This window comes from Rhizobium sp. ARZ01 (assembly GCF_014851675.1).
Taxonomy (GTDB): domain Bacteria; phylum Pseudomonadota; class Alphaproteobacteria; order Rhizobiales; family Rhizobiaceae; genus Mycoplana.
Genome location: NZ_JACVAE010000001.1, coordinates 268,773 through 286,233, shown reverse-complemented (window position 1 = coordinate 286,233; position 17,461 = coordinate 268,773). Strand labels below are relative to the sequence as shown.

Sequence of the window (17,461 nt, the reverse complement as noted above, 5' to 3'; positions counted from 1 at the left end):
ATTTTTACGTGAACGTCAACGTAAAAGCAATTATTTGAAAGCCATTCCACCCCCTCGCCACTTCGACAAGAGGTTCTTTTACACTTCCCAACGAGGCTCACCGGTGTAAATTAGGATTGCCTTTCACATGAGAGCCGGGGGAAATCGAAGCTCTTCATCTCACGCACAGCCGTAGTCGGACCATGCAAATTGCCCGGTTTGTCCGGGTTTCAACAGGACTCGAGGCGCGGACGCTCAAGCCAAAACCTCGTTGTTAACGTCTTGCTAACCATGTCGACAGCACCATCCGGGGGCGGAGGGGCAGAAGCAGGGGATCGAAGCATGACGACGATGAAGAGATTGGCCGCCGCGATAGCGGCCGGCGCGCTCCTCCTGACCATGCCCGGTGCACTTTCCGCCACCGATCTGGAGCCGTGGCGAAAGACGGACAACGCCATCGTCATCGATGCCTACGAGATGAACGAGATCGATTGGCCACTCATGCTGACCGACAAGCGCATCGCCGGCTTCATTTCCAAGGCATCCGATGGCCTACCCGAGAGCTTCTCCTGCAAGGGCGAGCACGACGGCGACACGGTGGCGCACTGCAAGACGATGTGGCGCAAATACGCCGTCAGCCGCGAACTCTACGAGACACGCAGGCTGCTGGCCAAGGCGCAGGGCCTACTCTGGGGAGCCTATCATCTTGCGCGCCCCGGAAATCCCGTCGACCAGGCAAACCATTTTCTCGACTATGCCAAGCCCCAGCCGGATGAGATGATGGTGCTGGACATCGAGGGCATCGATCCGGAGCAGTTCATGTCGCTCGCGGATGCACAGATTTTTGCTAGCCACATCAAGACGCGTACCGGGCGCTATCCGCTGCTCTACACCAATCACTCGACGGCGCGATTCATCGCAGCAAATCGGGACAAATACCGCATCCTCTCTCGCTTGCCGCTCTGGTATGCCCGCTACAAGCCGGGCATCCGAAATGTCTTCCCGCTCGGCAACTGGGACAACTACGCGCTCTGGCAGTTCTCCGCCGCTGCAAACTGCAACAAGCGGCGCTGTCCCTATCGCGTGAAGGGGGCGCTGACCGATATCGACGTCAATGTCGCACCAATGAACCGCGCTGCGCTGAAAAGAACCTGGGCCTTCGGAGAACTGCTGCCCGAGAAGCCGCTGGAGCCGACCACCGATCAACTCGACGATGTTATGACGGCCTCCGTGAAGCGCGGTGCAGCTACGGAGGAGCCTAAATCGATGCCAGTGACGGTGAAGGCGGAAAGCGTCGCCGGTCTGGCCGCCGACGCCGATGCCCATGTCGTGAACAAGGGCGATCGCGGCACGGCAACTTTCCTTGTCGCATCTTCGTCTGGCACCCGCGTCGAAGCGGCACAGGTCGTCCCGACGACAGCCCAGTCGGGCGGGGCGAAGGAAACACCGGCGAACTACCGAGATTTCTAGCCGCTCACTGTACGGCCACACTCAGAACTCACGGCGGCGTAAGGGCGGCGTTAACCATAAGGGCCGCATGATCCACTCCGATATCACCATCCTCCGGAGTGCCATCCCGTGCAGCCCTCGCCGAAACTTAGATACTACGATGCTGGCGCATTGAAGCGCTCACAGGGCGCGCAGTCTGCCGCCTATACCGAATATCTGCGCACCGGAAAGCTGGAGAGACGGGATTGGGGCGGGACCGAGAGACGCTATCTCAGCTACGAGGAGGTCTCCGCGCGCACCGGCAAGAAGCTCGAAAAGGCCGGCAACGTCACCCACGAGCGCATCAATGGGTTCGACCGCTCGATCCGCTTCCCGAAGATGATCTTCCACCGCACACTCTCGTCCATGCCGCATCTCGGCTATTGCCATATTACCGTTTCCAACACGCGCTTTGCCCAGCACGACAACGTTCAGTGGTCTTTCTACATGGCGAACTTCTACTCGGAGATCGGCGAAGGCGAGCGCTTCTTCAAGGCGATCAGCCCGAAATTTCCGCGGATGTATTTCGCGGTAGCGACCAATCCTTCCGAAGCCGAGGGACGGCTGGAAATCAACCGGTCGGTCGGCGACGATGGCGTGCTGTTTCGCACGCACGATCCGAAGGTGGCCATGAAGAACGTACTGCTGCTCGGCGCACGCAACGAGGAACTGCGCAAGATTATCCATGCCAGCTGAAGATCTGGCAGGCTGGCCCTGAAGCTCTAATCGCTGAGACGGCTACCGGACGACCGGACCATCCGCCTTTTTCCAGGCGGCGATCCCGCCCTCGATGTGGCAGGTGCTCGTCAGTCCCGCATCCTGCGCGGCTTCCACAGCCATGGCCGAGCGCTCGCCGAAGGCGCAGTAGAAGACGATCCGCTTGCCGGTGGACAGAGCCAGTTCCTGCAGCATGCCACCCTTGCCGATGTTCTCCTGCAAATCAGGATACGGCGCATGCAAAGAGCCCGGAATGGTTCCGTGCTTCTCGCGCTCGGCCCGTTCGCGCAGATCGACAATCGCGATGTCCGGGCGACCGCGCAGCGCCATTGCCTCGCTGGCGGAGACGGCCCAGCCCTTCCGCGCGATCTCGTCCTGATGGAGGCCCACCTGCATGTTCGCCGGCACCGCCACATCCATCATCTTCGGATTGGGCAGGTTCAGGTTGTTCATCAGGTCCACATACTCATCGATGGACCCGACCCTCAGCCTGGGATTGAACCTTCTCTCTTCGCCGATGGTCGAGACCGTGTCGCCCTTGTAGTCATGGGCCGGGTAGACCAGCGTCTCGTCCGGCAGCTTCAGGAGCTTGTTGAAGATCGAATCGTACTGCTGTCGAGGGTCGCCGTTCTGGAAATCGGTGCGGCCGGTGCCGCGGATAAGCAGCGTGTCGCCCGTGAACACACGTCCGTCCATCAGGAAGGAGTAGGAATCGTCCGTGTGACCGGGTGTGTAGAGCACGTTGAGGCTCAAGCCCTCGATGGACACGCGGTCGCCTTCCGCAACCCGCATGGAGACGACATCGGCAGCGGTCTGCTCCCCCATGACAGTTATGCAATGGGTGCGGTCGCGCAACGCGCCGAGGCCGGTGATGTGATCGGCATGCAGATGGGTATCGACCGCTTTCACCAGCTTCAGATCAAGCTCGCGCACAAGCTGCAGATAGCGTTCGACCTTCTCCAGCACCGGATCGATGATCAGCGCCTCCCCTCCCCGCCGGCTGGCGATGAGGTATGTGTAGGTGCCGGAGACGCTGTCGAAGAGCTGGCGAAAGATCACAGGCCACTCCTTCCCACAGGTGACGGTTCAACCTTGCGGTTGCGGCACGATCCGGATGTAGGGCTTTGGCGCGCGCCATCCATCGGGATACTGCTTGCGCGCATCGTCGTCGCTGACGGAACCGGCAATGATCACGTCCTCGCCATGCTTCCAGTTGACCGGCGTTGCGACCTTGTGCTTTGCGGTCAGTTGCAGCGAATCGATGACGCGTAGAACCTCATCGAAGTTGCGCCCCGTGGTCATCGGATAGACCAGGATCAGCTTGATCTTCTTGTCGGGACCGACGACGAAGACGTTGCGCACCGTCTGATTGTCCGCGGGCGTGCGCGTTGTCGGATCGCCCGACACCGATGCCGGCAGCATGCCGTAGAGCTTCGATACCGTGAAATCGACATCGGCAATCATCGGGAAGTTTGGCGCATGCCCCTGTGTTTCCTCGATGTCGCTTGCCCAGCCGGAATGACGGTCGAGCGGATCGACGGAAAGCCCGATGATCTTGACGCCGCGCCTGTCGAATTCCGGCTTGATCTTGGCCATGTAGCCAAGCTCCGTCGTGCAGACCGGCGTGAAGTCCTTGGGATGCGAAAACAGCACGGCCCAGGAATCGCCAATCCAATCGTGGAAGGTTATATCGCCTTCGGTCGTCTGCGCCTTGAAGTCCGGCGCCACATCATTGATTGCAAGCGTCACGATACACCTCCCCGTCGACAGGAACGATCATCACAGCACTGAAGGCGCACAAGTTTGCACCAATCGGAATATTAGGCAACGCTGATTTTTGAGTAAACCGAGCGGCAGCCAATCGGGAAGTTCCGGCACAGGCTTGGCACAAAGACGCGAATTGTTGACGCGGACGGCGGCCTAGCCGGCCTTGTAGATCATCCAGTCCTTGCCCTCAGGCCCACCATCGCCACCGCGATGGACGACAAGGCGATTGCCGCCCGCGGCCTGCGCCTGTTGCAACGCCTTATCCGCGAAGTTGACGAAATCGAAGGCATTTCCGGCCTCAGCCACCATGCAGACGCCTGCCGAGAATGTAAGGCTGCCGAGGTTGCGCGTCGTTTCCGGGTGTCGCAACGGCGCGGCGGCAAAGGCAGCGCGCAGCACACCAATCAAGCGGACGATCTCGTTTTCGTCGGATGTGTAGAACAGAAAACCGAAACGCAGCCCATCGAAACGGCTGACGACGTCCGTTGACGGCGTCGACCGCTTGACGAGCGCTCCATAGTGACGGATCAGGTAGTCATTCAGCGCTTCGACCTGGACCGGCGAAAAGCGCTTGCCGACGTCGACGTCGACAATGGCAAGGCCGCAGGAAACCGGGAGCTCGGAATTGGCGTATACCTTGGCGACCGCCTTGTTGAAGGCGCGACGATTGCCCAGACCCGTGGCCGCATCGGAAAACTTGGTCGCCTCGAAAGCGGCCAGGTCGCGCTGGATTTCATCCATGTTTTCCGATTGTGCCGCGACGCTTGCCTCCATCGCAGCGTTGCGAGTCGCCTGCTGCTCGGTTGCCTGGCGCAGCCGCTCGATCGAGCTGCCAAGCGCCGAGTAGGACTCGGGACTGTCGGCAAAGATCGCCTGCGACGCCTCTCCGATCACGCGGCCGTAATCACTGAGCGAGATTTTCTCCTGCTGCAGCAGGGCCATGAAATTGGCCATCTCGTCACGGACGGCACCGGCCGAGCGCTGCAGGACGCCTTCCTCGTGATGATGCGGTAGATACTTCCGGCCAAGCTCGTCGAGAGCGGCCTGGGTCTTGTACTTTCCGAGGGCGACGAATTCTCGAACCAGTTCGGGGTTGGCCCCGGCATAGGCCTCGTAGACCAGTTCATAGTTTCGCGGCAAGGCATCAATGCCCATCTGGTGCATCGCTGACGCGATACGCAAGGCAATATCGTTGGTGGAGGATTTCCTCTGGTTCATTTCAATGCACCCACTCTCCCCTGTTACCCCGTCTATTAACAGTGATCGGTTACGAAGCATCTAACGCTGAAGCACCGTCGAATACGATTTCACTTCCCCGCAGGGTTCGTTTCCGTGCCCTTTCGGCCTTGGCATCTCGCCGTCAAAGGCTGTAAAGCGAGGACCGATCAACGGTGAAGATTGGACGAGATGGCAGAGGTCATCAACACGAGGACGAACCCCGAAGCGGCTCTTCGGCGCGCGATGGAGATTCTTGAGCAAGGCTTGCCGATCGCGATACCAACGGAGACGGTCTACGGGCTGGCTGCAGACGCGACCAATCCGGAAGCAATCGCCCGCATTTACGAAACGAAGGGCCGGCCACGCTTCAACCCGCTGATCTGCCATATGGCGGACCTTGAAATGGCGGAGCGGCATGCCCGGTTTGACCCGCTGTCGCGCCGGATCGCCGAGGCGTTCTGGCCGGGGCCCTTGACGCTTGTGCTGCCCGTGAGGGCTGATACGCCTATCCATCCGCTCGCGCGCGCCGGTCTCGATACGGTCGGGATCCGTGTGCCTACCGGCTTCGCACATCAGGTTCTGACGGCATTCGGTCGACCGCTTGCGGCACCGAGCGCGAATACATCCGGGCGGATCAGCCCGACGAGCGCCGGCCACGTAAATGCGGACCTCGGCGACAGGATCGAACTGATCCTCGATGGCGGCGCTTCAGATGTCGGGCTCGAATCCACCATCCTGAAAGTGGTCGACGGTGCCATCCATCTTCTTCGGCCCGGAGGACTCAACGTCTCCGACGTGGAGAAATTGACCGGCTGCACGATAATACGGCCGAAGAGCGCCGGAGTGACGATCGAGGCGCCGGGCATGCTTGCCTCGCATTATGCGCCCGACGCAGGCGTGCGGCTCAATGCCAGCGAAGTCGCCCCGGGTGAAGCGTTGATCCGCTTCGGCGGGCAGGCGCTGCCAGGCGAGGACCGGGCTACCATCGTGCTTGACCTGAGCCCTTCCGGCGACCTTCGTGAAGCGGCGGCCAATCTCTTCGGCTACATGCAGAAGGCGGATGCCACCGGAGCCCGCTCGATTGCGTTTGCACCAATCCCTGCAACCGGTCTGGGCGAAGCCATTAACGACCGGCTCGAACGAGCTGCCGCGCCGAGGAGCTAGAAGATGCCCGTCCCTACGCTCACGCCCGATCTGATTGCCCGGTTTTCCGCCATCACTGGGGAAAAATACGCGCTCACCGCCAGTGATGCAGTCGCGCCGTTCCTTGTCGAGACCCGAGGGCTTTTCCACGGGACGACGCCGCTGGTGTTGCGGCCGGGAAGCGTCGGCGAGGTCTCAGATATTCTCAAGCTCGCCACGGAGACCGGCACGGCGATTGTGCCGCAGGGCGGCAACACTGGTCACGTCGCCGGCCAGATCCCGCGGGAGGGCGCGACCGATGTCGTGCTGTCACTTACCCGCCTCAACCGCATCCGAGACGTTGATCCAATCGGCAACGTCATCGTTGCCGACGCCGGCTGCGTATTGGCCGACATCCAGAAGGCGGCGGAGGCGGTGGATCGGCTCTTTCCTCTGTCGCTCGGCTCGGAAGGAACGTGCCAGATCGGCGGCAATCTCTCCAGCAATGCGGGCGGCACCGCGGTGCTTGCGTACGGCAACGCCCGCCAGCTCTGCCTGGGGCTGGAAGTCGTGCTTCCCACCGGCGAAGTGTGGGACGGACTTCGGCGTCTGAAGAAGGATAATACCGGCTACGACCTGCGCGACCTCTTCATCGGCGCGGAAGGCACGCTCGGCGTCATCACAGGAGCCGTGCTGAAGCTCGCGCCCCGCCCGGCCGGTCACGAGGTCGCCTTCGCCGGATTGCGTTCCGTGGCTGATGCGCTGGCGCTGTTCGACTTGGCAGCGCGGCGCTGCGGCCCGGCCCTGACCGGATTCGAGTTGATGCCGAGGATCGGCATCGACTTCACGATGAGGCACATCCCCAGCGTGCGCGACCCGCTGCAGACGCGACACGACTGGTATGCACTGATCGACGTGTCGACGTCGGACTCGGCCGAGACCGCTCGGCGGATGATCGAGGCATTGCTGGCCGAGGCGATCGAAGGGGATCTCGCCCAGGATGCGGTAATCGCTGCGAGCGGCGAGCAGCGGCGGGCTCTATGGCATATGCGCGAAAGCATGTCGCTCGCGCAAAAACCGGAAGGCGGATCGATCAAGCACGACGTGTCTGTCCCGGTTTCCAGCATTCCGGCCTTCATGGCGGAGGCGGATGCAGCCGTCGTCGCAATGATCCCGGATGCCCGTATCTGTGCCTTTGGCCACATGGGCGACGGCAACATCCACTACAACATTTCCCAACCTGTCGGCGCGGACAAACAGGCTTTCCTCGACCGCTGGCGCGAGGTGAATGCGGTCGTGCACGGGATCGTGCGGAAGTTCGGCGGATCGATCTCCGCCGAGCACGGTATCGGTCAATTGAAGCGGGACGAACTGGCCGATGTCCGCCCGGCCATCGAGATCGACCTGATGCACCGGATCAAGCGTGCCTTCGACCCTGCCGGCATCATGAATCCGGGAAAGGTGTTGCGGGCAGAATCTTAATTTACCCGGGGTGCGCAGTTGCGCCCCCGGCTCCGTCTCACATCCCGCCCGTTCGCAACTGGGCCATGGTCAACAGCGTATCGGCACTGATGTTTCCGCCGCCGCTAAGGATGGAAACGGCCCCCGATGTCTCACTGAAGTTCTCAACGTCGTAGAGAACTGCGAACTTGGCGATCATCTTCGACACCTTCTCAGGATCCTGCAGATCTTCCAGGTTCATGTACTTCTTGATCAGCTCCGCCTGGGCATCGATGTCGGCACTGCCAATGTCGTCGGGCAGGCTATGGAGGGTCTTGAAGACTTCGTAGAGTGCGTCGTCAGCGAGGATATCGTAGGCGCTCGATACCGACGGGGCCTTGCGCTCGAAGTAGAGGGCGAGGCGCACCCCGGCATTGTCGTTACCGGCCTCCTCCTCCATCATCTGACGGATATAGCTGTCGATCGTCTCAAATACGCCGCGCCTGGACTGAATCTGGGCATCGTCGGGCCGCACGACCTTCCCTTCGGAATTAAAGTTGAACGACGCGACGATCTTGCGGAAGGAACGGTTCGCCTGCTGGTTCACGAAGCTGTCGGGATCATTGAGGTCCGAGGTGAATATCTTCGCCATGAACTCGGCGTCCACGCCCTCCAGATCGATACCGTTCGCCTCCAATACGAAGGCGACCAGACGCGCATCGGACAGAAATTCCTTGACGGATTCGACCTTTTGCATCTGGACGGAGAAATATTTCGCCTCCTCTTCGGCGAGCTTGCGGTCGTCTTCCGTTCCGAAGCGGGACTTTTCAACCACATAGGCACGAGACATCACGCGAGTTTCTGATTCAGCCTGAGCCAGCTTGGGCTGTGTGATGTTTCCGTCAGGCCCGAAATTGAAAGCCTTGGCCAGTTCTACGAAGCGTTCGTCCTTTAACTGATACACATAGCTTCGCGGATCGTTGAGGTCGCTCTTCAACACGTTCTTGATCGTCAGGGCTGAGACCTTGCTCGGATCAATATCGAAGGCCTTCAGGGCAAAGTTGTAGATCGTGGCTTCGCCAACAAAATCCTGCACAGTCTTCACTGCGCCGATCTGGCTCTTGAAGCGTTTGACGGCGAGCTCATCCGCCGCGTCGTCCTTGTCGTTATAATGGACCAGGTAGCCTTCGCCGGTCTTGGCGGTCTGTTCGGCTGTCTGTGCCGCGTCACTCGCCGCTAGCGTGCCGTCCTCCTGGAAATTGAAGGCCGCACGCAGCGCAAAATACTTTTCCTTATTTGCACCGCCGAACTGGTTGATGTAGCTGCTGGCATTGTCCGGGTCAGGATCGCTCGTCAGGACGTTGCGGATCGTCGCCGCCACGACGGAAGATTTGTCGAGATCGAAGGCCACCTTGACGTAGGCCAGCAGGCGCGGATCGGAAACGAGCTCTTCAACCGTAGTTATGCTGCCGATGCGGCTCTCGAAATACTCCTTGTTCAGCAACGCGGCGGCCGTCGTCACGCGTGGATTGGAGAGTGTATAGAGCTCATTCGTGCTCTTCTTCTGGTCGGCATCCTGAACGGTGCCGGCCGTTGCTGTACCATCCGTGTTAAAGTTATAGGCGGCCGCAAGCACGTGATACTTCTCGACCGTCGTGATCACTGCGGTCTGCCGGGCGGACTCCGCCTTGAGGAAAGCTATGCGAGCGGCGGCCTCGGAGCGGGGAATGAGCAAGGCATCCAGATCTGCGACGGCAGTCTGCTTTGTCGCCAGGTCGTCTTGGTATTCCGTCAACGTGCTCTCAAGGGCAGTTAGCTGCTCCTGCTTCGCCGCGATGATCGCTTGCAGCTCCTCGTCTCCGAGACCGTCGGGGTTTCCGCTGAGCGCGGCGATCTCGGCCTGGAGACTGGCGATACTTTCTTGCAGTTTGGGGATATCCGCTTCCAGCTTGGCAATGCTGCGCAGGTGGGCTTCCCGCTGCTCGAGCGGCGCCAACTCGTCGGCTGCTGCTTGGCGGGCCGCTTCCGCAACCGGAATTTTGGCCGCAAATTCGGTATTGAAGTAGCTTGCCGGATCATTGAGGTCGCTCGTCAGGAGCTGGCGGATCGTGTCACGCGAGTAGGTCTTCGGATCGACACCGAAGGCAGTGAACATGTAGTTGCGCAAGCGGTCGTTGTTCAGCAACTGGTCCACGTCCGTCAGGGTGTCGATGACGATATTGTAGTAGCGCGTTTCTTCCTTGATTGCCGAACCGGCATTGGCGACTGTCGCCGAGTAGAGCCCGATGATCTCATCGAGCTGAGCCTCGGTTTGCGCCGACACGCTTGACGCTTCGAAGCTGAAGGCATTCGCGAATGAACGATATCGCGTATCTGTCAGAAGATTGACGAAGCTGTTCGGGTCGGTCAGATCGCTTTCCAGGACTTTACGCATGAAAGCTTTGGCATAGGCCATATCCTCTAGGCCGTAGGCTTTCACTGCATAGTTGTAGAGCCGATAGTCATCTAGAAACTCGTCGACCGAGCCGACCTTGCCGATGTTCGCCTTGTAGTATTCCGCCTCGCGCGCATTGATTGTCTGCTGCGAAACACGGCTCAGCGATGTCAGCATATCCTTGGCGAGAAGACTATAGCTCGTGTAAGTCGAAAGCATTGTAAGACTATCCCTTTTGCACCTTGGCGACGGCGGTCACGCCGCGCATGCGCATAAACCCTTTGCCCATCATGGCCGCGCTGCCTTGTCCGTGGCTGTCGAACCGTACGTTGACGAAGCGGAAACCTTGACCGGGCGGCATTTTGCTAACCATCCGCTCGGGCAAAGTTTTCTTAACCGCGATTTTTAAGCGGAGCGGAAGATGCGGCGCCTAATCTTCACGCCATAGAGGGACGCAAAGTCCCCAGGAGAAGACCGGATACCGGCTCTCAAGGAAGACAAGGGCGAAAAACATGTTGAACACCGTTTCCAAGCCGGCCTGGGCCGGAAGCACACTGCGGCTCGACCCCAAACGATTTCCCCAGCAGATCACCTACGCCCTGCGCAGCGATGCGAGCGACGTGACGATCACGCTCGACGAGCGCGGCGCGGTGCTGCGCAAGATCCTGCCCTCCAGCGGCCTGCCACTTTCGTTTGCCCTGCCCGCCCGCGCCTTCAAGGGCGTGGCCGCACGCGCGATCGACCACGGCAACGGCGAGGTTACCGTGACGCTCGAATTGCATCACGACGATCAGGACCTGTGCATTCCGCTGCTCGTTGCGCACGACCTGTGCGACATCGCTGCCGACTGGCGCAGCTGGGCTGAAGCCTATCGCATCCCGATGCTGATGGTGGAGGCCGATGGCGTCGCCCGTCCGCTGGAAATGCATCTCGGCTCGCTCCCGGCCCGCCCCGCACGGAAGCGCCGCCACCACACCTATTTCGCCGACCGCCGGCCGCGCTTCCTCGTTCGCCGTTCGACCGGCAAGCTCGGCGTGCAGATGAAGATCGAGGGCCGGGAAATCATCGCCCGCCGTTGAACATGCGATGACGACATGACCCCATAGGGCGTTTGCGCTTTCCTCCAGTCGCGACGACACCCTATCCCTTCGGCAGTTCCGGTCGCGACCGCCTCGCACCCTTATGGAATTGCCCAAGCCGGCCGCCCCCTGCGGCCGGCTTTTTTTGTGTCACCCTTAGGACACTGCCGGCGCCCAGCGCCGCCGCGGCGATCGCTTTCCGCGCTATCGGTAGATCAATCAGCGGTTGACAACGGGCTGTGAAACCGCACATTGCACTCCGGTTTTTTTCAACGTCGGGAAGTCGCTATATGTCGCGTGAACTTGGTACTGATCGTGAATTGCATGCAACCAAGGCCGTCATCGGAGAATTGGCGAAACATCTCGACGTCAATATTTGCCTGGAGCTTTGGGACGGCACGATCATACCGCTCGGCCAAGGCGCGCAGGAAGAGATCCGCTTCGTCATCGCCTCCGCAAACGTATTGCGCCGCCTGCTGCGCCAGCCCTCGCTGATCAGTGTCGCCGAACTCTACGCGACGGGCGACCTCGACGTCGTTGGTGCCAACCCGGTCGACGCGATGCGCAATGTCGACCACCTGCAGTTCCTCGCACTGCCGCGCAAGGTCAACAAGGCGCGCATGCTGAAGATGGCCCTGCCCATCCTGCTCAAGAGCTATTCGGTCTCCTCCTTCGTCAAGCGCTTCACCAAGACGGCCGGCGTCACGCCGACCAGCGGCCGCAACGACAAGGAGATGATCGGCTTCCACTACGACCTCTCCAACGCGTTCTACGAACTCTTCCTCGACAAGGAGATGGTGTATTCCTCGGCCTATTTCCCGACGCCAGACTCCACGCTCGACGAGGCACAGCTCAACAAACTGGACCTCATCTGCCGTAAGCTGCGCCTTGCACCCGGCGACAAGCTGTTCGATCCCGGCTGCGGCTGGGGTGGCCTCTTGTGCTATGCCGCCCAGCACTATGGCGTCGACGCCTACGGTACGACGCTGTCGGAGGAACAATTCGCCCACGTGAAGACCAAGGTTGCGAACATGGGCCTTGGCGACCGCGTCAGGGTGGAACTGCGCGACTGCCGCAGCCTCGCAGCCGACCAGATTTTCGACAAGATCGCCCAGGTCGAGATGATCGAGCATGTCGGTATCGCCAACCACCAGGATTTCTACAAGTACCTGCGCAAGCACATGCGCCCGCGCGGCGTCTATTTCGGCCAGGCCAGCTTCCGCCGCAACACGGCGCGGCCAGAAGACTTCCCGCGTCTCACGCCCTATATGCAGTTCATCATCAAGTACATCTTCCCGGGCGGCGAGCTGGACCATATCGGCATGACGACAGGCGCGCTGGAGCAGGCCGGCTTCGAAGTGCATGAGGTCGAGGCCGTGCGCGAGCATTTCGGCTACACGACGGAGCACTGGGTGCGCCGCCTCTATGAGCGCAAGGAAGAGGGCGCCGCCCTCGTCGGCATGCCGCAGACGCGCATCTGGCTGCTCTATCTCTCGCTCTGCGCCCTCTCCTTCCACCGCGGCGCGCTCAACGCGTTCCAGGTGGTCGCCACGAGCCGCCACTCCGGCGCATCACGCGTTGGTTTCGATCGCACGACGGTCTATGGCGGCGCACGCCGGGTCGCTTCGGACGAAGCGCCGGCGCGTACGCTGGAGACTGCCTGACGCCTCAGGCGAAAGGCAATGCGGCGAGAAGGCCGACAAACAGGATCAGACCGACAACGCTGTTGAACTTGAACAGCGCCAGGCATTGATCGCCATCGTCGATGTCGATCGTCACGATTTGCCAGACGAGCATTCCGGCGGCGATGGCGAGCCCGAGGTAGGCCGGGAAGCCGACACCGGCCAGGACAAAGGACGCAAGGACCAGCAGAACGGCCAGTCCATAGAGCGCGACGAGCCATTGGCGGGTTCGCTCGGCGAACAGGCGCGCGGTCGAGCGAACGCCGATCAACGCGTCGTCTTCCTTGTCCTGATGGGCGTAGATCGTGTCGTAACCGATCGTCCAGACGATGGCGCCGCCATAAAGCGCGATGGCGGAGAGCGAAAGCGTGCCGAATTGCGCCGCCCAGCCCATCAGTGCGCCCCAGGAGAAGGCCAGGCCGAGGAAGAACTGCGGCCAGTCGGTGAAGCGCTTGGCGAAGGGATAGATCGCGACGATCACCAGCGAGGCGACGCCGAGCACGACGGTGAAGAGATTGAACTGCAGGAGAACCAGCAGTCCGGTCAACGCCTGCAGGCCGATGAACAGCTTCGCCTGAGTACGCGTGACGCGGCCCGACGGCAGCGGCCGGGAACGCGTGCGTGCGACCGCCTTGTCGATCTCGTGGTCGACGAGGTCATTGTAGGTACAGCCGGCTCCGCGCATCGCAATCGCGCCGATGAGGAACAGCAGCAGGTGCCAAACAAGCTGTGAGAGTGAATAAGCTGAGGCGGCCCGCGCAACATTGGCAGCCAGTGCTGATGACCACAGGCAAGGCCACAGCAGCAGCTGCCAGCCGATCGGCCGGTCCCAGCGGGCAAGTTGCGCGTAGGGCCAGAGCGAGCGGGGAAGGACGCGGTAGACCCAGTTGTTTGAGGGCGCGTCGGCAACGCGCCCGGAATCGGGATTGATGCTCATGCACCTAGTTCGCAGCCTGCCTGCGACAGGTCAAGCTCAGATACGCTTCCGGCGCGCTCAGGGAAGCGTGAAGCCGAACCTGTAGGTGGCGCCGACACCGATGAGGAACTGGTTACGGCTGCCGCGTTCGCGCACAAGGCTCGAGTCTCCGGCCGGCCCCGTCAACCGCGAATACTCGGCAAAGACGCCAGTCGTGATCTTGTCGGTCGCCTGCCAGGTCACGGCCCCGCCGACGCCGACCGACTGCACGCCGCCGCCCGGATCGTATTCGGAAAGCCCGGAAGCGGCCGCTTCCGACGCCGAAACCCCATAGTAGGCGTCCATGTAGTCGCTCGATGCAATAGAGGCGCGCGGTCCAGCCGAGACGCGGACCCCCGGCGCGACGTCAGTGAATGCATCGGCGGCAAGGTCTGCGACGAGACCGGAATGGCTGCGTATGCCCTGGAGCACCTCCGCGCGGAGCCTCAGCCAGTCTGTCGGGTAGTACTCGGCAAAGCCGCCGACTTCAGCACCGAACTCCAGGTCGTCCAGTCCCTTGATGTCCTTGTCATCGGGCATGACGAACCGGCCGGCCACGCCGACGCGCACGTCGCCTGCGTCATACAGCGAGAAGGAAGCGCTGTCGTTGCGCGAGGTGAAGCGTGTGACGTTTCCGGCCTTGCCGAGCGAGATCAGCGGTGAGGCTTGAAGAAGGTAGTCCTTTGAACCCTTATATTTCGGCGCGACAAAGCCCTCGGCGCCCAAAGAGAGGTACCAGTCGCCCGACCACCAGTAGCCGCCGTCACCGGCCTGCGCATACGCGGGAACGGCGAGCAGGAGAGTTGCAGACAGGGCGAAGGCTTTACGCATTACATAACCTCAGACAATCAATACGGAAAAGCGGATGCCGCAGGACGCGCATTCGAAAATGAAGGCAAAGGCTAACCATGTTTCGTTACCGTTGCTTTAACCATTCCCATTGCGACCATCCCAGCAGTGCGCGCCCCCTCAGGCAAGCCGGATTCTTCATCGCCGGACATTGCGATTCGCGCAAGTACGGCACTTGACCTTTGCCCCCTGCCCGCTTAACCCGCGGGCACACGCGGATTGCAAGGGATTTGGCCATGAAGGTTCTGTTGATCGGTTCGGGCGGGCGCGAACATGCACTGGCCTGGAAGCTGGCGCAGTCGCCACGCCTGACCAAGCTCTTTGTCGCTCCGGGAAATCCCGGCATGGCCGAATGCGCGACGCTGGTCTCGCTCGACATCGAGGATCATGCAGCCGTCTCGGCATTCTGCCGCGACAACGGCGTCACCTTCGTCGTCGTCGGCCCTGAGGCGCCGCTGGTTGCAGGCCTGGCCGACAAGCTGCGCGCCGATGGCATCGATGTCTTCGGCCCTTCGGCCGCTGCCGCGCAACTGGAGGGCTCCAAGGGCTTCACCAAGGACCTTTGCGCCAAGTACGCGATCCCAACCGGCGCCTACAAGCGCTTCTCGGACGCAGCCTCCGCAAAGGCCTATGTGAACGAACAGGGCGCGCCGATCGTCATCAAGGCCGACGGGCTTGCTGCAGGCAAGGGCGTGACGGTGGCAATGACCATCGACGAGGCGCTTGCGGCAATCGACGACTGCTTCGACGGCGCGTTCGGTGCGGCGGGAGCCGAAGTGGTGGTCGAGGCGTTCCTCGATGGCGAGGAGGCGAGTTTCTTCTGCCTGTGCGACGGTACCAATGCACTGCCTCTCGCCTCGGCCCAGGACCACAAGCGCGTTGGCGACGGCGACACCGGCCCGAACACGGGTGGCATGGGCGCCTATTCCCCCGCCCCCGTCATGACGGCAGAAATGACCGAGCGGACGATGAAAGAAATCATCGAGCCCACCATCCGCGGCATGGCGGCGGACGGCCACCCCTTCACCGGCGTCCTCTTCGCCGGTCTGATGATCACGAAGAAGGGGCCGGAACTCATCGAGTACAACGTCCGTTTCGGCGATCCGGAATGCCAGGTGCTGATGATGCGGCTTGAAAGCGACTTGCTTGCCCTGCTCCATGCCGCGGCAACCGGTTCGCTCGACAAGGTATCCGCCGAATGGAAGGATGAGACGGCGCTCACCGTCGTGCTCGCCTCGAAGGGCTATCCGGGTAGTTACGAGAAAAACACGCCGATCGCGTTCGTTCCGGCCGATGGCGGATCGGCCAAGGTGTTTCATGCCGGCACAGCGCTGAAGGACGGCGGGCTGGTCGCGACCGGCGGCCGGGTGCTGAACGCGACTGCTGTCGCTCCGACCGTCGCCGAGGCGCAAGCCCGCGCTTACGCCCTGACAGATCAGGTGAAATGGGAAAACGGCTTTTGCCGCCGCGACATCGGCTGGCGCGCGGTCGAACGCGAAACGGTCTGAACTGGCTTGCCGCGGGACGCGGCACAAAACAACGCGTCATTCAATTTTTACCAATTCTCCTGACCGGAACGTAACGGAAAACGCATAGTCTTTCCGTCGACCTTACGGGAGAACCACTGATGCGTAGCCTTTTGCCGACCGTTGCATTTGCGCTTCTTGGCGCCCCTGCCCTTGCCTCGTCGATCGAACCGATTGCCTCAAGCGACAAGGGCCAGGGCAGCATCGCGACGATTTCCTGCACCGATTGCCCTGCGCTGAAGGAAAAGAAGCAGAGCAAGACCTACTTCGTGCCTGAAGTCGAGCCCGGCACGCAAAAGGTCGAGATCCGCGAAGTCGACGGGGAAAAAATGATCTTCCGCAGCGAGTCCTGGCTGGGCGGCTCGCCGGTCGTCTTCGTCAGCAAGGCACCGGAAGAGGCGGACGATGCGGCCAAGGACGATGTGGCCGCGACAGCTGTCCATACCGTCGATCCGGAAGCCACGACCGGCGCCCTTAACGCCAATGCTTCCGGCCACGCCGTGGCCGCTGCAGCTGACGGCCATGAGCCCGGCTCACGAGAGCTTGATCCGTCAACATTTGAACTCCGGGTCAATTGACCCCATAATAGAGCGGTTCCCTGCCCCATCGGCCCTCCAGGCTGATAGGGTATCCGCCCGAAGCGGCGGATATCTTGCGCCCCTGAAGAGAAGCGGGGGCGCAAGTTTTTTATGAGGGAATGGCGTCTTCAGCGGCAAGCTCTGCGACGAGACGTTCGACTTCGGTGTGCGCGAACACCGAAATGCTGTGGCGCCTGAGATAGGCCGAGGTCACGCCCTCGCCTGCCTGACGCTTGCCCGAAAAACTACCGTCATAGACAAAGCCAGAACCGCAGGACGGACTGCCGTCGATCAGCAGCGCGTGCCGGCAGCCGTTCTCCCGGGCAATCTCAAGCGCGTGGCGCGCGCCTTCGACGAAACCGTCGGACACGTCCCGGCCGCTCGCCTCGATCACCCGGGCAGAGCCATCAAGAACATCGCCGCCATCCATCGCACGCTCGATCTCGGCGGCGGGGCGCGGAATGGAGAAACCGCCGGCAAGCTCGGGACAGAAGGTGACGAGCCGCCCCTCCTCCCGCCAGCGCGACACCGCCTCGTGCAGGAGCGGCTTGGCCGAGCCGTCGTATCGAACCGGCAGGCCCATGAGGCAGGCGCTGATGAGGATCTTGCCGGCCATCAGCGCCTGTC

16 protein-coding genes are annotated in these 17,461 nt (G+C 61.5%); 8 read left to right on the top strand and 8 right to left on the bottom strand.

Annotated elements, in window-relative coordinates; all coding sequences use genetic code 11:
* Nucleotides 1-378 precede the first annotated feature (378 nt).
* Together IB238_RS01285 and IB238_RS01280 are read left to right on the top strand one after the other, a co-directional pair.
* Complete coding sequence (locus IB238_RS01285) at nucleotides 379-1,449, top strand: GH25 family lysozyme (protein WP_246723560.1); 1,071 nt, start codon at nucleotides 379-381, stop codon at nucleotides 1,447-1,449.
* 108 nt (nucleotides 1,450-1,557) lie between these two features.
* Nucleotides 1,558-2,163, top strand: coding sequence for a DUF6656 family protein (locus tag IB238_RS01280; protein ID WP_192242715.1), 606 nt, complete (start codon nucleotides 1,558-1,560; stop codon nucleotides 2,161-2,163).
* Between the two features lie 42 nt (nucleotides 2,164-2,205).
* On the opposite strand, the gene IB238_RS01275 is transcribed toward IB238_RS01280, so the two are convergent.
* The 3 genes from IB238_RS01275 to IB238_RS01265 all read right to left on the bottom strand — a co-directional run bounded on the left by IB238_RS01275 (nucleotide 2,206) and on the right by IB238_RS01265 (nucleotide 5,169).
* Nucleotides 2,206-3,243 carry an MBL fold metallo-hydrolase gene (locus tag IB238_RS01275; RefSeq protein ID WP_192242712.1) on the bottom strand — a complete coding sequence of 346 codons (1,038 nt, stop codon included), beginning with the start codon at nucleotides 3,241-3,243 and terminating at the stop codon, nucleotides 2,206-2,208.
* A gap of 27 nt (nucleotides 3,244-3,270) precedes the next feature.
* On the bottom strand, nucleotides 3,271-3,933 hold the full coding sequence (locus tag IB238_RS01270) for a peroxiredoxin (protein WP_192242709.1): 663 nt from the start codon (nucleotides 3,931-3,933) through the stop codon (nucleotides 3,271-3,273).
* A 171-nt stretch (nucleotides 3,934-4,104) separates the two neighbouring features.
* Entirely contained in the window at nucleotides 4,105-5,169 is a 1,065-nt protein-coding gene (locus IB238_RS01265; RefSeq protein WP_192242706.1) for a GGDEF domain-containing protein, read from the bottom strand.
* Nucleotides 5,170-5,358: 189 nt separating this feature from the next.
* On the opposite strand from IB238_RS01265, the gene IB238_RS01260 reads away from it, so the two are divergent.
* Nucleotides 5,359-6,333: an L-threonylcarbamoyladenylate synthase gene (locus IB238_RS01260; protein WP_192242703.1), complete on the top strand. Its 975-nt coding sequence runs from the start codon at nucleotides 5,359-5,361 to the stop codon at nucleotides 6,331-6,333.
* A 3-nt stretch (nucleotides 6,334-6,336) separates the two neighbouring features.
* Nucleotides 6,337-7,773 (top strand): FAD-binding oxidoreductase, encoded by a 1,437-nt coding sequence (locus IB238_RS01255; RefSeq protein ID WP_192242701.1) that lies wholly within the window; start codon nucleotides 6,337-6,339, stop codon nucleotides 7,771-7,773.
* A gap of 37 nt (nucleotides 7,774-7,810) precedes the next feature.
* Here the strand turns inward: IB238_RS01255 and IB238_RS01250 are convergent, their stop codons facing one another.
* Together IB238_RS01250 and IB238_RS24865 are read right to left on the bottom strand one after the other, a co-directional pair.
* A complete protein-coding gene (locus tag IB238_RS01250; RefSeq protein WP_192242698.1) occupies nucleotides 7,811-10,384 on the bottom strand; it encodes a DUF1217 domain-containing protein in 2,574 nt (857 codons plus the stop codon).
* Between the two features lie 7 nt (nucleotides 10,385-10,391).
* Entirely contained in the window at nucleotides 10,392-10,526 is a 135-nt protein-coding gene (locus tag IB238_RS24865) for a hypothetical protein (protein WP_281414427.1), read from the bottom strand.
* Nucleotides 10,527-10,677: 151 nt separating this feature from the next.
* On the opposite strand from IB238_RS24865, the gene IB238_RS01245 reads away from it, so the two are divergent.
* Nucleotides 10,678-11,244, top strand: coding sequence for a DUF6101 family protein (locus IB238_RS01245; RefSeq protein ID WP_192242695.1), 567 nt, complete (start codon nucleotides 10,678-10,680; stop codon nucleotides 11,242-11,244).
* A 290-nt stretch (nucleotides 11,245-11,534) separates the two neighbouring features.
* On the top strand, nucleotides 11,535-12,908 hold the full coding sequence (locus IB238_RS01240; RefSeq protein WP_192242692.1) for a cyclopropane-fatty-acyl-phospholipid synthase family protein: 1,374 nt from the start codon (nucleotides 11,535-11,537) through the stop codon (nucleotides 12,906-12,908).
* A gap of 4 nt (nucleotides 12,909-12,912) precedes the next feature.
* On the opposite strand, the gene ubiA is transcribed toward IB238_RS01240, so the two are convergent.
* Both ubiA and IB238_RS01230 read right to left on the bottom strand, forming a co-directional pair.
* Nucleotides 12,913-13,863: a 4-hydroxybenzoate octaprenyltransferase gene (ubiA, locus tag IB238_RS01235; RefSeq protein WP_192242688.1), complete on the bottom strand. Its 951-nt coding sequence runs from the start codon at nucleotides 13,861-13,863 to the stop codon at nucleotides 12,913-12,915.
* A gap of 57 nt (nucleotides 13,864-13,920) precedes the next feature.
* Nucleotides 13,921-14,712 carry a MipA/OmpV family protein gene (locus tag IB238_RS01230; protein ID WP_192242685.1) on the bottom strand — a complete coding sequence of 264 codons (792 nt, stop codon included), beginning with the start codon at nucleotides 14,710-14,712 and terminating at the stop codon, nucleotides 13,921-13,923.
* A gap of 254 nt (nucleotides 14,713-14,966) precedes the next feature.
* On the opposite strand from IB238_RS01230, the gene purD reads away from it, so the two are divergent.
* Entirely contained in the window at nucleotides 14,967-16,238 is a 1,272-nt protein-coding gene (gene purD, locus IB238_RS01225; protein ID WP_192242671.1) for a phosphoribosylamine--glycine ligase, read from the top strand.
* Nucleotides 16,239-16,357: 119 nt separating this feature from the next.
* Nucleotides 16,358-16,834: a plant virulence effector HPE1-like domain-containing protein gene (locus IB238_RS01220; RefSeq protein ID WP_192242668.1), complete on the top strand. Its 477-nt coding sequence runs from the start codon at nucleotides 16,358-16,360 to the stop codon at nucleotides 16,832-16,834.
* Between the two features lie 109 nt (nucleotides 16,835-16,943).
* On the opposite strand, the gene IB238_RS01215 is transcribed toward IB238_RS01220, so the two are convergent.
* Entirely contained in the window at nucleotides 16,944-17,450 is a 507-nt protein-coding gene (locus IB238_RS01215; protein WP_192242666.1) for a DUF523 domain-containing protein, read from the bottom strand.
* Nucleotides 17,451-17,461: the final 11 nt, after the last annotated feature.

Excerpts from the sequence above, each read along its gene's own strand:
- IB238_RS01220 (WP_192242668.1), top strand. The coding sequence starts at position 16,358 with ATGCGTAGCCTTTTGCCGACCGTTGCATTTGCGCTTCTTGGCGCCCCT.
- IB238_RS01230 (WP_192242685.1), bottom strand. The coding sequence starts at position 14,712 with ATGCGTAAAGCCTTCGCCCTGTCTGCAACTCTCCTGCTCGCCGTTCCC.
- IB238_RS01285 (WP_246723560.1), top strand. The coding sequence starts at position 379 with ATGCCCGGTGCACTTTCCGCCACCGATCTGGAGCCGTGGCGAAAGACG.
- IB238_RS24865 (WP_281414427.1), bottom strand. The coding sequence starts at position 10,526 with ATGCCGCCCGGTCAAGGTTTCCGCTTCGTCAACGTACGGTTCGACAGC.
- IB238_RS01255 (WP_192242701.1), top strand. The coding sequence starts at position 6,337 with ATGCCCGTCCCTACGCTCACGCCCGATCTGATTGCCCGGTTTTCCGCC.
- IB238_RS01250 (WP_192242698.1), bottom strand. The coding sequence starts at position 10,384 with ATGCTTTCGACTTACACGAGCTATAGTCTTCTCGCCAAGGATATGCTG.
- IB238_RS01260 (WP_192242703.1), top strand. The coding sequence starts at position 5,359 with ATGGCAGAGGTCATCAACACGAGGACGAACCCCGAAGCGGCTCTTCGG.
- ubiA (WP_192242688.1), bottom strand. The coding sequence starts at position 13,863 with ATGAGCATCAATCCCGATTCCGGGCGCGTTGCCGACGCGCCCTCAAAC.
- IB238_RS01265 (WP_192242706.1), bottom strand. The coding sequence starts at position 5,169 with ATGAACCAGAGGAAATCCTCCACCAACGATATTGCCTTGCGTATCGCG.
- IB238_RS01215 (WP_192242666.1), bottom strand. The coding sequence starts at position 17,450 with ATGGCCGGCAAGATCCTCATCAGCGCCTGCCTCATGGGCCTGCCGGTT.
- purD (WP_192242671.1), top strand. The coding sequence starts at position 14,967 with ATGAAGGTTCTGTTGATCGGTTCGGGCGGGCGCGAACATGCACTGGCC.
- IB238_RS01240 (WP_192242692.1), top strand. The coding sequence starts at position 11,535 with ATGTCGCGTGAACTTGGTACTGATCGTGAATTGCATGCAACCAAGGCC.
- IB238_RS01245 (WP_192242695.1), top strand. The coding sequence starts at position 10,678 with ATGTTGAACACCGTTTCCAAGCCGGCCTGGGCCGGAAGCACACTGCGG.